The sequence below is a fragment of the Chryseobacterium sp. Chry.R1 genome, from assembly GCF_039645525.1.
Lineage (GTDB): Bacteria > Bacteroidota > Bacteroidia > Flavobacteriales > Weeksellaceae > Chryseobacterium > Chryseobacterium proteolyticum.
Map to the genome: position 1 here is coordinate 329,324 of NZ_CP151793.1, position 14,136 is coordinate 343,459.

Consider the following 14,136-nt stretch of genomic DNA (forward strand, 5'->3'; position numbering starts at 1 on the left):
ATTCAATTTTAGAAGTGCAAAGATAAAAAATTTAGAGGTTAGAAGCTAGAACTTAGCCGTCAGAATTCTACTCCTGTTTACTTTTAATCCTCTCAAACGTTTGAAAACAGAAATCATACGGGTTCTTTTCATCCTTTTCATGGCAAATTTCATTTGTTTTTGCCCAGATTTTACCATCTATTTTTGGAAAAAAGGTATCCGCTTCAAGATCTGCTTTTACTAAAGTTACTTCAAGCTTGTCCACAACATCCATCGTCTGTTCATATATGTTTCCTCCGCCTATTATAAAGATCTCCTCATCAATTTTCTTGGCAAATTTTACAGCCTCCTTGATACTGCCCACGATCAGGATTCCTTCTTCAAACCAATCTTTTTTTCTTGAAATAACAATATTGGTACGGTTAGGAAGTGGCTTCCCGATGCTTTCATAGGTTTTTCTTCCCATGATTACCGGATGTCCGGAAGTTATATCTTTAAAATGTTTTAAATCTTTCGGAAGATGCCAGAGTAACTGATTATTAAAACCAATTTCATTTTTCTCCCCCATTGCTACCACAATTGTTGTCATTCAAATAATTTTCCACAAAATTAGCACATAATTTGTATATTTGATTAGCACAAAAAATTTAAAAAAATAAACTATGAAAAATAAAGGCTGTTTGAGCGCCGGAACTATTGGCATTGCTCTCCTTATCATTGTTGCCGTAATCTTCTTCTGGGGAAAAAGCGGATATAATAATTTCGTAACAAAAGAACAGAATGTTGACAGCAAATGGTCTAATGTAGAGACTGTTTATCAGAAAAGAGCCAACCTGATTCCTAACCTCGAAAGAACGGTAAAATCATATTCTAAATTTGAACAGGAAACTTTAACCAAAGTAATAGAGGCCCGTTCGAAAGCAACCTCTATAAATATTGATCCTACCAATATGACAGAAGCTGACCTTGCGAAGTTTCAGGCTGCACAGGGAGAATTATCAGGAGCTTTAAGCAGATTAATGGCTGTGGTAGAATCATATCCTAATTTAAAGGCTGATCAGCAGTACATCAATTTCCAAAGAGAATACACCGCAATTGAAAACAGTATCAGATCTGAAACGGTTTATTTCAATGATGCTGCGAAAGATTATAACACTACGATAAAAACTTTCCCAAATAATATTTTGGCGAATTTTACAAACTTTAAAGAAAAACCTTATTTCAAAGCAGAAGCCGGAGCTAATAAAGCACCAGAAGTTTTCTCTGAATAATGAGCAATTTCCTGACAAATCAACAAATAGCTTCCCTGGTGGAAGCTATTCAGTCTGCGGAAGAGAATTCTACAGGTGAGATCAGAGTGCATATAGATTCCCATACGGAAACCCAGCATGCCCAAACAGCGCTGGAAGTTTTTAAAAAGCTTGGTATGCACAAAACCACGCATAGAAATGCAGTACTTTTCCATGTTAATTTTGAACAAAAATACCTTACCATTATTGGTGATACGGGAATTCATGAAAAAGTACATCAGTATTTCTGGGATCACCTGCATGACTATATAACTTCTGAATTTGCCAAAGGAAATTATTACAAAGCTTTGAAGAGTGCCATTCTCGAGACTGGTATTGAATTAAAAAAATATTTTCCTGTAGAAGGAGAAAATCCCAATGAACTCCCCAATGAAATTACGTTCTCTTAAATCAGTATTTTCATTTCTATTGATCTGCTTTTACACTTTTGTATCAGCACAATATACCATTCCTAAAAAACCAGCTGTTTTATATCCTGTATATGATGAAGCTAACCTTCTTTCACAACAGGAAAAAGATGATCTTAATAATAAGCTGATCAAATTCGCAGATTCGACATCTACGGAAATTGAGGTGATTATTATTCCAAGTACAAAAGGAGAAGATGTCAATTTTCTGGCAACAATGTTTGGTGAAAAATGGGGAATCGGAAAGCAAGGGGTAGATAATGGAATTGTTTTTCTTATAGCAACTCAGGACAGGACGATGTCTATACAGCAGGGAAGAGCAGTAGAACAATACCTTACCGCCTCAGTTTCCGGACAAATACTGGATTATATTGTAACTCCTAACTTCAGGCAAGGATTGTGGTATGAAGGCATAAACCGTGGTACTTCGGCCATTATGGAAGCCGTTCAGGGGAAATTTAAGCCTGTAAATGAACCAACAACAGGGGAAGGAAATGGAAAGGCATTGAGAGTTCTTATCATTGCTTTCGTTATATTTATTATTCTGGCTATTCTGTTCGGGAACCGAGGAGGTGGGGGCGGAAATAATGATGATGACGATGTAATCCTGAACAGAAGAGGACGCAGAAATTACCCTGGCGGATTCTTCCCTTTCCCAGGGAGCTTCGGCGGTGGAGGCTTTGGTGGCGGAAGTTCCGGAGGAGGTGGATTTGGCGGCTTCGGAGGAGGTGGAAGTTTTGGCGGAGGAGGTGCATCCGGAGGATGGTAACATACACATTAACAAAATATAAAATCAGCCATATAATGACTGATTTTTTTTATTTAAAACACTAAAATAAGAACATTTTATTGCTTTATTTTAATAAAAAATTTAAGTTTTTGTATTAATAAATTAACAAAACCTCTTAAAAACTATCGTTTTTCTATTAATTTTTTAATATATTTACTGAAAACAGGATTATGAAAAAGACATTGGTGGTTTTTGCACATCCTTATCTGGAACATTCAAACTCGAATGTAGAGCTTATCAATTTCTATGTTCGTCATCAGCATTTCACGCTTCGTGATCTTTATGAAGATTATCCGGATTTTCACATTGCTGCCTTTAGAGAAAGAAAACGGCTGAAAAATTATGACCGTTTTATTTTTCAGTTTCCCATTATCTGGTTTGGAATGCCTCCTTTGTTAAGATTATGGATTGATGAGGTTTTTGATCGCGACTGGCTTAAAGAAGGGGAATATAATCCCCTTGAAGGCAAAGAAGTATATATTCTGGTAACAACAGGAGGGAAAGAACGGTCTTTTACCAAAACAGGAACATATCAGTACACGATTGACGAGCTGATCAGTGGATTAATTGTTTCTTTAAATGTTTTTAAAGCCAATATCAAAAATATTAAAATCGTTTATGAAGCCAATAAGCTTACGAAAAAGGAAATTATTCTTCATAAAAAAGAGTTTATGGAACTATTGAATCAATGAAATAATATATGGAATCTTCTTTAGCAATTAACACGTTACTTTTTCTGGGTGTAGCCATTATTATGGTTCCACTTGCCAGGAAATTTGGGTTAAGCTCCGTCATTGGATATATTGCAGGAGGAATCATTATTGGCCCTTACGTACTTAAGCTCACAGGCAAGAATGTCAATGATATCATGCATGCGAGTGAGTTTGGCGTAATCATGCTTTTATTTTTAGTAGGATTAGAACTGGAACCCAGGAAGTTCTGGGAAATGCGGAAAAAGATTATAGGATTGGGATTAACCCAAATGGTTCTCACCATCTCCCTGCTCATTCTGGTTTTCATCAGTGTTGGATGGAGAGCAGACCAGGCTACTGCTGTAGCAATGTGTTTCGCTTTGTCATCTACTGCTATTGTATTGCAGACCTTACAGGAAAAGAACAACCTCAAAACAACAGCAGGAGAAGCCTCTTTCTCCACTTTATTATTTCAGGATATTGCTGTAATTCCCATTCTGGCCATACTGCCTGTAATAGCACATTATAAACCAAGAAACCATAACAATGAAATACAGGTGATTATTCAGAAACTTCCTGAGTGGCTACAGGCTGCAACGGTACTTTTTGGAGTAGCAATCCTTATTCTGTTGGGAAGGTATGTATTTGTTCCTTTCTTAAGATATGTTTCGAAATCCGGAATGACCGAATTGTTAACAGCCTCTTCCCTATTTCTTGTTATCGGAGTTGCCGAACTTATGGTTGCCATTGGTCTGTCTCCGGCATTGGGTGCTTTCCTTGCAGGCGTCATGCTTGCAAACAGTGAATTCAGACATGAACTGGAAGCACAGATCGACCCTTTTAAAGGTTTATTGCTCGCGGTTTTCTTTGTCAGTGTAGGATCAACGATGAATTTCAATATCATCCAGGATGATCCTTTATTTATATTCAGTACTGTTTTTGCAGTTTTGATCGTAAAGTTTATAGTTCTCTATGCTATCGGAAAATTCTTTAAAATAGACACTCCTCAAAGTCTGTTTTATGCGTTTGCCCTTTCTCAGGTCGGAGAGTTTGCTTTTGTCCTTATAAATTACGCATCTGATCTTTACCTACTCGGTCCTGAATTAAATGACCAACTTATGGCAGTAACAGCCATTACAATGTGTATTACTCCTTTTCTTCTGATTGTAAATGACAAATTTTTCACACCTAAATTTATCAAAGAAGAACCGGATACTGATCACGATTTTGATATTCTGGGGAGCGATGTTGCACAAAAGAAAATTATTATTGTTGGGTTCGGCCACTTTGGAAGTACGGTAGGACGGCTTTTAAAAGCCAATAAGATTTCAGCGACTGTTTTGGACAGAGATTCTGATCGGGTGAAATTGTTGCGTAGCTATGGCTTTAAGGTCTATTATGGTGATGCAACCCGTATTCCGATTTTACGTGCAGCAGGAATTGAAGATGCCGAGATACTGGTCCTTTGCCTTGATGATCCTAATGATAATATGTTTATTGCTGATCTTGTCCGGGAGCATTATCCCGATGTGAAAATTTTTGTAAGAGCTAAAAACAGAATTGATGCATACAGCTATCTCAATAAAGGTGTTGATAAAATTTACAGAGAAACATTGGGCACAGCTGTAGACATGGCTATAGACGTTCTTCATGAAACAGGCATGAGAAAATATGCTGCCAGACGTCTCGGACAGAGATTTATGGCCATAGATAAAGCATCTATCAGAAGGCTGGCAAAAATAAAAGAAGAAGATGAACTGCTCCTGTTTACGACAAAAGAACTCCTCCAAAGAGAGGAGGAGCTATTGGCATTTGATAATCTTAGTTTCGATAATAAAGATTGGGAAGGTGCCTCATCCGTTGAAGAAGAAGAGGATACTGAAGATTAATACCTAGTGTATATTAACGCTTCCTCCACTACTCTCTTCTTTATTTACAGAAGTTACATTTCCTTTTTTGTGAACATCGATACTTCCGCCTGAAGACGCATTAGCATCTATTTTGGATGTAGCGCTTATCTCTACGCTTGCTCCGCTGGAAGCTTCTGCTTTTACATTTTCTGCAAGAACCTGCTCTGCAGATACGCTGCTTCCTGAAGAGGATGTAATATTTGCATTTTTAGATTTCCCCGTTAATGAGATGCTTGCAGCTGAAGAAGCATCAATTTCTAAGTCAATAGCCCAGATTTTTCCTTCAAAACTACTGCTGCTACCCGCTGAAATTTCAAAATTATTCGCTTCCAGATCTCCGGTAACACTTCCCGCGCTGGAAATTTCTATATCCGTTTTCTCCTGGGTAAATTTATCTTTAACTGTGATTTTTCCGGCAGAATTTGCGTCAAGCTTGGTAAAATCCTTGGCATAAATTTTAGCGGTAACATTATTTTGATTCATCACTCTGATTCCCGGTTTATAATGGATATGAAGTTTCCCACCCGTATTATCTACAAGGATTTCATCAATAAGATTCTCTGGTGCAGAGATCACTACTCTTTCAGTTTCAGATTTTATAATCTCAGCATCAATAGCCTGAGAAACCTCAATTTCATCGAACTCGCCTTTAAATTCTTTCTCTCTGATAGGGCCGCTTCCTTTGTCCACTACCTTTGAAACCCAATCACTTTTTTCCTTGTTTTTCCTGTCATATTTTTCATTACATGCAGACACTGCTATTAAAGTTGAAAAAATAAAAAGAGTCGTCGTTTTCATATGTATTAATTTTTTAATTTAAGTTTTGGTATTCTTTTATATTAATAACAACTAAAGTATAAAAAATATTACAACTGTTTAGTTAATTACATTCCTAAAACTGACCAAAGGTAAAATCTTATATTTTTGATTTAAATTCTGCGACCATGTTATTTTCAGGAAAGACTTTACCGGAAAGCAGCTATTATAGTTTAGTTTTTAATATCTTTATGCTTCAATAATAAGTAATTTTATGAAAAATATTTCATCGGTATTATTAATTTCTGCCTTGGCATTTAACTACTCTTGTACTACAATGAAAAAAACCGATACTCAACAGGAAGTTCCTGTACCAGATTCTTCTCTTTCTTCAAATCCATTTATGAAAAAAAGTAAGCTTCAGTACGAAGCTCCGGAATTTGATAAGATTAAGAATGAAGATTTTAAACCTGCTTTTGATTTTGGATTAAAACAGCATGATGCTGAAATTGTTAAAATTGCAAACAATCCGGCAACGCCTACTTTTGAAAATACAATTGTCGCTTTGGAGAAAAGCGGGGAGGTATTAAAAAGAGCCCTGATTGTATTTTCGAATTTAACAAGCGCAAATACGAATCCCACATTACAATCACTGGATGAAGAATACGCCCCGGTTTTTGCAGCGCACTCTGATAAAATGTATCTTAATGACAATCTTTACAAAAGAATACAATCTATTAAAGAGGATGGTTTAGATTCTGAAAGTAAGAGATTATTACAATATTATAAGCAGAATTTTGAGATCGCTGGTGCTAATCTTTCTGCGGCGGATAAAGAAAAATTAAAACAGGTAAACCAGGAACTGGCCTCGCTTTCCACTCAATACTCCAATAAATTACTGGAAGCAAGAAAGCAGGGAGGTGTTTTCTTCTCGGACGCAAAGGAACTTGATGGCCTTTCTGCTGATGAAATTGAAGCAGCAGCAGCGGATGCAAAAACAGCAGGACAACCCGGCAAGTATTTATTAGCATTACAAAATACAACACAACAACCGCTATTACAGAATCTTAAAAACAGAGCTACCCGTGAAAAACTATTCAAGGCTTCATGGTTGAGAGCTGAAAAAGGAGATGCCAATGACACAAGGGAAACTATTGAAAAACTAGCTAAACTAAGACTTAAAAAAGCCCAGATCCTTGGTAAAAAAAGCTTTGCAGAATGGAAACTCCAGGATCAGATGGCTAAAACGCCGGAAGCAGCTACTAAACTGATGAATCAGATTGCAACTCCAGCAGTAGAAACTGCAAGACGTGAAGCAAAAGATATCCAGGACCTTATCGATCAGCAAAAAGGAGGCTTTAAAGTAGAGCCTTGGGATTGGAATTTCTATGCAGAACAGGTAAGAAAAGCAAAATTTGATCTGGATGAAAATCAAATCAAACCTTATTTTGAAGTAACCACAGTTTTAGAAAAAGGAGTTTTTTATGCTGCCGAAAAGTTCTATGGGCTTACGTTCAAAAAAAGAACTGACCTCCCAACCTATCATCCTGATGTCGTAACATATGAGGTTTTTGACCACGACGGCAAATCAATTGCCATTTATTATCTTGATTTTTACACAAGAGATTCTAAAAACGGAGGTGCGTGGATGAGTAACTTTGTTGAGCAATCTTACCTTTTAGGAACAAAACCTGTGATTGTAAATTGCTACAATTACCAGAAACCGGCACCCGGTAAACCTTCATTGATCAGTTATGATGATGTTTCTACCATGTTCCATGAATTCGGACATTCAATACACGGAATGTTTGCAAGCCAGAAGTACCCTTCTCTTTCCGGAACTAATGTCCCTAGAGATTTTGTAGAATTTCCTTCACAGATTAATGAACATTGGGCTCTGGATCCTGTTATTCTGAAAAACTATGCCCTTCATTATGAAACTAAGCAACCTATCCCACAAGCATTGGTTGATAAGATCAAAAAAGCGGGAACTTTTAATCAGGGGTACATGACTACCGAATTGGTTTCGGCAGCAGAACTGGATATGGATTGGCACACAGTAACAAATGAAAGTCAGCTTATTCCTGTCCTGGAGTTTGAAAAACAATCCCTTGCCAAGCATGGATTTAATCTGGCTACTGTTCCACCGAGATATCATACACCTTATTTTGCGCACATCTGGGGTGGTGGATATTCAGCGGGATATTATGCTTATTTATGGTCTGAAACATTAGATAATGATGCCTGGGAATGGATCAAAAATAATGGCGGCTTAACAAGAGAAAATGGAGACCGTTTCAGGAAATACATTCTTTCTGTAGGAAACTCTGTAGACCTGAACCAGGCATTCAGAGATTTTACAGGACATGATCCGGATATAAAACCTTTATTGAGAAACAGAGGGTTTATTAAATAATAATTGAAAAGCATTCATTAATTTGAATGCTTTTTATTTGTAAAATACATAATGTAAAATTTGTGGTATTATGATAAAAAATCGTGATTTTTGTATTTTAAAAAATTGAAAAATGAATTGTCCATGTTGTTCGGGTAAATTATACGCTGAATGTTGCAAACCCTATCACACCGGAGAGAAGCATGCTCCAACTGCTGAAGCATTAATGCGCTCCAGATTTTCGGCTTTTGCAATCCCAAATGGTGAATATCTGATGGAAACTACTCTACCCGGAAAACGTAAATACCACAATAAAAAAGATCTGCAGGAATGGGGAGAGATTAATGAATGGATACAACTTGAAATTATCCGGACACCTGCTTTAAACCATGTAGAATTTAAAGCCCACTACATTGATCAGGATGGAAATCCACAAGTTCATCATGAATTTTCTGTTTTCCAGAAAATGCACGATCGATGGTACTATGTTTCCGGAGAATTTTTAGATTAAAAATACTTAGCTGAACTGATTATAAAAAAAATGTCCGAAAAATCGGACATTTTTATTTTTTAGTGAACATCTGTTCCGTCGATCCCATGAGAATGGCCATGTGATAACTCTTCTTCCGTAGCTGGACGTGTATTTAAAATTTCCACTTGAAAATCTAATACTTTTCCAGCCATAGGGTGGTTAAGATCTGCAATTACAACATCTGGAGTAACTTCTACTACCAATGCCTGAAAATTATTCCCTTGATTATCGGACAAAGGTAAAATAGCTCCTACAGGAGGTACACCGGATTCTTTAAACATGTCAATCGGTAATTGTGCAATGGCATCCGGTTGTCTTTCACCATAAGCTTCTTCAGGAAGAATAGTAAAGGATACTTTATCACCAGCTTTCAAACCAAGGATATTTTGTTCAAATTTTGGAATCATCATTCCTACACCGTGTAAAAATGTAAGTGGGTTTTCTGCTGTTGTTTCTTCTACAAGAATTTTACTTCCGTCTTCTTCGATAGTGTGAAGTATATAACTTACAGCTACAACATGATTGTTTTCGATTGTCATATTTTTATCTTTTTTTCGTGAGTCCTTTCACGATTAACAGCACAAATATACTACTTTTGATTTACAGAAAAAGTACTGAGAAAATCTTCAATCCATATTGAGTTTTTCTAGTTTTTATTCCTTGTCTGATCCCTTTTTTTCTGCCTCAATACAAAGAGATACAGACTTTCAACTTTAGCTCTTGCCCAGTCCGTTTTTCTTAAAAACTTCAGAGAAGAGCTGATACTCGGATTATCCGTAAAACATTTGATGTTAATTTGTTCCCCAAGCTTCTCAAATCCGTTATAATATTCCACAAGTTCTTCCAGAATTGTATCCAGTCTTTTTCCGTGCAGCGGGTCTTTGGATTGTTCCATCTTTTTTTTACAAAAGTACTAATAATACTGTGAGATTTTGAAAGAGGATTCCTGACCTACCTTTTATATGAATCATTAATTCGGGGACATAATTTACAATAGAAATAATTTTGTAATCAGCCCCCTCTACTAAAAAAGTAAGATCAACCTGTTCAAATTATAGAATTTCTTTCTAAATTTCTCTTTCCCTTTTTTGTTTCTTACATTTGAGATATGAAAATTCTGCATACTGCCGACTGGCATTTAGGAAAACGTCTGGATCGGTTTTCACGTCTGGAAGAACAAGTTCAGGTAATGGATGAGATTGTTCAGATAGCTGATGCCCAAAAAGTAGATCTCATAATTGTTGCCGGAGATCTTTTTGACAATTTTAACCCAAGTGTTGAAGCAGTCGAGTTGTTTTACAAGACTTTAAAACGTTTATCATTAAATGGAAAGCGCCCGGTCGTTGCGATCTCTGGAAATCATGATTCTCCGAATTTAATTGATGCACCGGATCCACTTGCAAGAGAATGTGGAATTATTTTAATAGGTCATCCAAAGGCTAAAGTAACTCCCTTTGAATTAGAAAATTTTAAAATTTCAAATTCAGCTGAAGGATTGATTGAATTACACCTAAAGGACATAAGCTTTCCTGTTCGGATCATGCATACTCCCTATGCCAATGAGATCCGGTTAAAAGAATATTTTGGTGAAAATAAAGAGGAAGAACTTAATAAAATTTTAGCGGAAAGCTGGAAAAAGCTCGCAGAAGAATTTTGCGATGAGAATGGTGTTAATATTTTATGCGCTCATTTATACATGAATAAAAGAGGTGCAGAACTTCTGGAAGAGCCCGAAGGTGAGAAACCCATTAAAATTGGTGCCGCGGACCTCATCTATTCAGATATTATTCCTGACCAGATTCAATATACGGCCTTAGGACATCTACACAATTTTCAAAATATCGGAACAAAAGAAAAACCTGTTGTTTATTCTTCTTCACCTTTATGCTATAGTTTTAGTGAAGCAGGGCAAACAAAATATGTAAATATCATCGAAGCAGAACCGGGTAAAGAGGTTTCTTATGAAAGAATCGCTTTAAAAACCGGCAAGCCATTGGTAAGAAAGGTTTTTGATTCTGTCGAAAAGACGGTTTCATGGTTGCTTGAAAATCCCGATATGCTGATCGAATTAACCCTGGAAAGCGATACTTTTTTAAAGGCGGAGGACAGAAAACGTATTTACCAATCTCATCAAGGGATCATCCACTTAATCCCTAAAGTAAAAAATCAGGATTTTAGTGAAAGCCAACCGCACGAAATTAATCTCAATCAGGATATACAAACTTTATTCAAAGATTATTTCAGGTCTAAAAATGCTGGCCAGGAAGCTAATGAAGAACTAATGAACCTGTTTAACGAAATCTTAAATTCCCAGTCATGATTCCAATTCAACTAACAATAGAAGGACTCTATTCCTATCAGGAGCGTCAGACCATTAATTTTGCCAACCTTACAGAAGCCGGGTTGTTTGGAATTTTTGGTTCGGTGGGTTCCGGAAAATCATCGATACTGGAAGCTATTTCTTTTGCTCTGTATGGAGAAACAGAACGATTGAATATGCGGGATAGGCGAGCTTACAATATGATGAATCTCAAATCCAACAGTTCTTATATAGCATTCGATTTCGTCAACCATGAAAATAAGTTATTTCGTGCAACCAGGGATTTTAAAAGAAATTCAAAAAAATTTGAAGATGTAAAACCCTCTTCAGTTACTTTTTATGAAAACAAAGATGGAAAATGGATCCCTCTCGATCATTCTGATGCGGAAAAAGTTATCGGATTAAGCTATCCCAATTTTAAAAGAACCATCATTATCCCTCAGGGTCAGTTTAAAGAGTTCCTTGAATTAGGTGCTGCAGACAGAACCAATATGATGAAAGAGATTTTCAATCTTCAAAGGTTTGACCTGCAAAACAATGTTTCGAATTTAAATGCCAAAAACAGGTCCGAACTAGATCAGCTTCAGGGTGAATTGAAAGGATTTGAGGAAATTGATGAGGAACACATACGTTTACAAAAAGAAAATCTTAAAACAGAACAACAAAAATTCAGTGACGTAAAAAAAGAGCACCTGCAAGTTTCTGAAAAATATCAACAGCTAAAAATTTTAAAAACAGACTTCGAAAACTTACGTCAAAAAAAAGAAGATTTTGAAAAGATTTCAACTGAGAAAGTAAAAATTGATGAGCTGGAAAAGAAAACAGATCTTTATGATACAACCTTTCGTATTTTCGATCCTTTACTGAATGAAAAGAAGAAGCTTTCCGGTGAAATTTCTGAGAGACAAAAGGAGTTGGAAATCCGGACAAAGTCTGTTGAAGAAACGGAAAAAAGCTTTAACCTTATCAAAGAAAAGCTTGTTGCTCTTCAACCTCAATTTGATGCTTTAGATCAATCAAAAATCCAGGAAAATGATCTTGGCCTTATCTTACGGATGCTACAATTTTCCGAAGAAATTAAGACACTTCGGGAAAGAACACAAAAGGGTGCTAAAAAAGTTCTCGAAGTTGAGGAGAAACAAAAGCTTGGACAGTCAGCAATAAATACCCTTACTAAAGAAGCTGATAGGCTGAAGCCTCAAAAGATCGAGGCTAATGTATTAGTCAGCGTCGGAAATTGGTTTGTCCAGAACAGAAACCTGAGAGAGCTGCAACAGAAACAAAGCCAAAAACTGATGGATCAACAGGATTTGATCTCTAAGATCCTTAATGATCTGAAAGTTTACAAAATTGATACTGAAAATTTCAGAGAAGATTTCCAACTCAAAACAGAAAATTTAGAAAATAAAAGGAAAAATCTGCAGCAAAAACTGGATCACCTGAAGATTCAGAAAGAATTATCCCGTTTTGCAACAAAGCTCCATGATGGGGAGAGCTGCCCTCTTTGTGGCTCTCTGGAACATCCTCATATTATCGAATTTCATTATGTAGATACTGAGCTTAATGAAGTTCAGGAAGAAATTCAATTAAATGATCATGCTATTTCCAAAATCCAAAAAGAAATAGCAGAAATTGAGAAGATTCTGGATAGAAAAAAGATCTTTGAAGATCAGCTGAAGGCGGAACAGGAATCTTTCGATCTGCTTCAAAAGGAAAGTCAACTCCATGTTCAAAGATTCATATGGAACGAATTTAGTGCTGATCGTGAAACTGATTTCGAATTTAAACGGCAACAATCCTTTGCCATAGAAAAGCAAATTGAAGAAATTAACCAGAAGATCTTACACGAAAGGACAACCTTTGAAAAAGAGCAGGAAATCCTTGAAAAATATAAAAAAGCTTTAGATGAATTCAAACTAGAAGAGGCTAAGAAGGAGGAGCAGATCAGAACGAACCAATCCAATCTGAAGAGTCTGGACTGGAATGATTATCGGGATAAATCTCATTTAGAAGTTATGAAGCTTCACCAAAAATTAATTGAATCCAATCTGACAGTTGAAAAAGAATATCAAGCCTTAATCAACCGGGAAAAAGAAATCGTCCCCAGACTCGCGGAAGAAAAAGCGATTGCGAGCCAATTAAAAATCCGAATTTCTGAATTAACAAAAGAAACATCCTTAAATGAAGAGGCATTACAAGTTGCTTTACAGCAACAAGGCTTTGGTTTGCTTACTGACGTCCAAAATATTTTGATGATCGAAATTGATGTTCATAAAACAAGGACTCAAATCCAACAATTCCGTATTCAGTTTGAAACATTAAAAAACGGTATACAAGAGCTGGAGATCAAGCTGAAGGATTTTTCTTATGATCAGGAGGTATTTGAAGCTGCCGAGAAACAATTTAAAGACATTGAACTGCAATTAAAGGAAGCTAATGATTCTGTTGTAAAAGTAACTTCCGAAATTGAAAGACTGGAAAAAGAATATAAGAAAAAGGAGACATTACTTAAAAACCTGAGTGAACTCCAAAAGCGGTCCGATAATCTAAAAATAATGACCAATCTGTTTAAAGGAGCCGGATTTGTTCAATATGTTTCCTCCATCTATCTTAGACAGCTTTGTGATCATGCCAATGTAAGGTTCCACAGAATGACCAGAAATCAACTAAGCTTGCAGCTTAATGACAACAATGATTTTGAAATTATTGATTATTTAAACGAGGGTAAATCGAGAAGTGTAAAAACTTTATCCGGCGGACAGGCTTTTCAGGTATCTCTGAGCCTGGCACTGGCATTGGCGGAAAGTGTACAGGCTACTACAAAAGCTGATAAAAATTTCTTTTTTATAGATGAAGGTTTTGGAACCCAGGATCTGGAATCTGTAAATATTGTTTTTGAAACACTGATGGGACTGCAAAAGGAAAACAGGATTGTTGGAATTATATCGCATGTTGAAGAGCTTAAAGAAAAAATTCCGGTATCACTTAGTATTGTTAAAGACGAGGAACGTGGAAGTTTGATAGAAATGCTTTAAAATATAGGTT

13 protein-coding genes are annotated in these 14,136 nt (G+C 36.4%); 9 read left to right on the forward strand and 4 right to left on the reverse strand.

Translation table 11 applies throughout. The features are described from left to right. Nucleotides 1-67 precede the first annotated feature (67 nt). The gene (locus tag AAEU33_RS01665; RefSeq protein ID WP_345990683.1) at nucleotides 68-568 is read right to left on the reverse strand and encodes a dihydrofolate reductase; all 501 of its coding nucleotides are present in this window, start codon (nucleotides 566-568) and stop codon (nucleotides 68-70) included. 73 nt (nucleotides 569-641) lie between these two features. Here AAEU33_RS01665 and AAEU33_RS01670 point away from each other — a divergent pair, with 73 nt between their 5' ends. From AAEU33_RS01670 to AAEU33_RS01690, 5 genes are all read left to right on the forward strand, one after another. Then, nucleotides 642-1,250 (forward strand): LemA family protein, encoded by a 609-nt coding sequence (locus tag AAEU33_RS01670; RefSeq protein WP_172283591.1) that lies wholly within the window; start codon nucleotides 642-644, stop codon nucleotides 1,248-1,250. Further along, nucleotides 1,247-1,678 (forward strand): TPM domain-containing protein, encoded by a 432-nt coding sequence (locus AAEU33_RS01675; protein ID WP_172284169.1) that lies wholly within the window; start codon nucleotides 1,247-1,249, stop codon nucleotides 1,676-1,678. Before AAEU33_RS01670 ends, AAEU33_RS01675 begins: the two co-directional genes overlap by 4 nt. Then, nucleotides 1,659-2,465 carry a TPM domain-containing protein gene (locus AAEU33_RS01680; RefSeq protein ID WP_345990685.1) on the forward strand — a complete coding sequence of 269 codons (807 nt, stop codon included), beginning with the start codon at nucleotides 1,659-1,661 and terminating at the stop codon, nucleotides 2,463-2,465. Before AAEU33_RS01675 ends, AAEU33_RS01680 begins: the two co-directional genes overlap by 20 nt. Nucleotides 2,466-2,656: 191 nt before the next feature. After that, nucleotides 2,657-3,178, forward strand: coding sequence for an NAD(P)H-dependent oxidoreductase (locus AAEU33_RS01685; RefSeq protein WP_172283587.1), 522 nt, complete (start codon nucleotides 2,657-2,659; stop codon nucleotides 3,176-3,178). Between the two features lie 8 nt (nucleotides 3,179-3,186). After that, nucleotides 3,187-5,067, forward strand: a complete 1,881-nt coding sequence (locus AAEU33_RS01690) for a monovalent cation:proton antiporter-2 (CPA2) family protein (protein ID WP_345990687.1) — start codon at nucleotides 3,187-3,189, stop codon at nucleotides 5,065-5,067. Nucleotides 5,068-5,070: 3 nt separating this feature from the next. Here the strand turns inward: AAEU33_RS01690 and AAEU33_RS01695 are convergent, their stop codons facing one another. After that, nucleotides 5,071-5,886 (reverse strand): head GIN domain-containing protein, encoded by an 816-nt coding sequence (locus AAEU33_RS01695; RefSeq protein WP_345990688.1) that lies wholly within the window; start codon nucleotides 5,884-5,886, stop codon nucleotides 5,071-5,073. A 232-nt stretch (nucleotides 5,887-6,118) separates the two neighbouring features. On the opposite strand from AAEU33_RS01695, the gene AAEU33_RS01700 reads away from it, so the two are divergent. Together AAEU33_RS01700 and AAEU33_RS01705 are read left to right on the forward strand one after the other, a co-directional pair. Beyond that, on the forward strand, nucleotides 6,119-8,260 hold the full coding sequence (locus AAEU33_RS01700; RefSeq protein WP_306614575.1) for a M3 family metallopeptidase: 2,142 nt from the start codon (nucleotides 6,119-6,121) through the stop codon (nucleotides 8,258-8,260). A gap of 112 nt (nucleotides 8,261-8,372) precedes the next feature. Then, a complete protein-coding gene (locus tag AAEU33_RS01705) occupies nucleotides 8,373-8,750 on the forward strand; it encodes a YchJ family protein (protein ID WP_345990691.1) in 378 nt (125 codons plus the stop codon). Between the two features lie 59 nt (nucleotides 8,751-8,809). Here the strand turns inward: AAEU33_RS01705 and AAEU33_RS01710 are convergent, their stop codons facing one another. Together AAEU33_RS01710 and AAEU33_RS01715 are read right to left on the reverse strand one after the other, a co-directional pair. Further along, nucleotides 8,810-9,310: a peptidylprolyl isomerase gene (locus tag AAEU33_RS01710; RefSeq protein ID WP_172283566.1), complete on the reverse strand. Its 501-nt coding sequence runs from the start codon at nucleotides 9,308-9,310 to the stop codon at nucleotides 8,810-8,812. A 107-nt stretch (nucleotides 9,311-9,417) separates the two neighbouring features. Continuing rightward, nucleotides 9,418-9,666 carry a VF530 family protein gene (locus AAEU33_RS01715; RefSeq protein WP_345990694.1) on the reverse strand — a complete coding sequence of 83 codons (249 nt, stop codon included), beginning with the start codon at nucleotides 9,664-9,666 and terminating at the stop codon, nucleotides 9,418-9,420. 213 nt (nucleotides 9,667-9,879) lie between these two features. On the opposite strand from AAEU33_RS01715, the gene sbcD reads away from it, so the two are divergent. Both sbcD and AAEU33_RS01725 read left to right on the forward strand, forming a co-directional pair. After that, nucleotides 9,880-11,091 (forward strand): exonuclease subunit SbcD, encoded by a 1,212-nt coding sequence (gene sbcD, locus AAEU33_RS01720; protein WP_345990696.1) that lies wholly within the window; start codon nucleotides 9,880-9,882, stop codon nucleotides 11,089-11,091. After that, nucleotides 11,088-14,126 carry an SMC family ATPase gene (locus AAEU33_RS01725; RefSeq protein WP_345990698.1) on the forward strand — a complete coding sequence of 1,013 codons (3,039 nt, stop codon included), beginning with the start codon at nucleotides 11,088-11,090 and terminating at the stop codon, nucleotides 14,124-14,126. The genes sbcD and AAEU33_RS01725 overlap by 4 nt, the downstream gene beginning before the upstream one ends. Nucleotides 14,127-14,136: the final 10 nt, after the last annotated feature.

What these genes read in the sequence shown, in the direction of transcription:
- AAEU33_RS01665 (WP_345990683.1), bottom strand. Translation starts at nt 568, where the DNA reads ATGACAACAATTGTGGTAGCAATGGGGGAGAAAAATGAAATTGGTTTT.
- AAEU33_RS01670 (WP_172283591.1), top strand. Translation starts at nt 642, where the DNA reads ATGAAAAATAAAGGCTGTTTGAGCGCCGGAACTATTGGCATTGCTCTC.
- AAEU33_RS01680 (WP_345990685.1), top strand. Translation starts at nt 1,659, where the DNA reads ATGAAATTACGTTCTCTTAAATCAGTATTTTCATTTCTATTGATCTGC.
- AAEU33_RS01685 (WP_172283587.1), top strand. Translation starts at nt 2,657, where the DNA reads ATGAAAAAGACATTGGTGGTTTTTGCACATCCTTATCTGGAACATTCA.
- AAEU33_RS01690 (WP_345990687.1), top strand. Translation starts at nt 3,187, where the DNA reads ATGGAATCTTCTTTAGCAATTAACACGTTACTTTTTCTGGGTGTAGCC.
- AAEU33_RS01695 (WP_345990688.1), bottom strand. Translation starts at nt 5,886, where the DNA reads ATGAAAACGACGACTCTTTTTATTTTTTCAACTTTAATAGCAGTGTCT.
- AAEU33_RS01700 (WP_306614575.1), top strand. Translation starts at nt 6,119, where the DNA reads ATGAAAAATATTTCATCGGTATTATTAATTTCTGCCTTGGCATTTAAC.
- AAEU33_RS01705 (WP_345990691.1), top strand. Translation starts at nt 8,373, where the DNA reads ATGAATTGTCCATGTTGTTCGGGTAAATTATACGCTGAATGTTGCAAA.
- AAEU33_RS01710 (WP_172283566.1), bottom strand. Translation starts at nt 9,310, where the DNA reads ATGACAATCGAAAACAATCATGTTGTAGCTGTAAGTTATATACTTCAC.
- AAEU33_RS01715 (WP_345990694.1), bottom strand. Translation starts at nt 9,666, where the DNA reads ATGGAACAATCCAAAGACCCGCTGCACGGAAAAAGACTGGATACAATT.
- sbcD (WP_345990696.1), top strand. Translation starts at nt 9,880, where the DNA reads ATGAAAATTCTGCATACTGCCGACTGGCATTTAGGAAAACGTCTGGAT.
- AAEU33_RS01725 (WP_345990698.1), top strand. Translation starts at nt 11,088, where the DNA reads ATGATTCCAATTCAACTAACAATAGAAGGACTCTATTCCTATCAGGAG.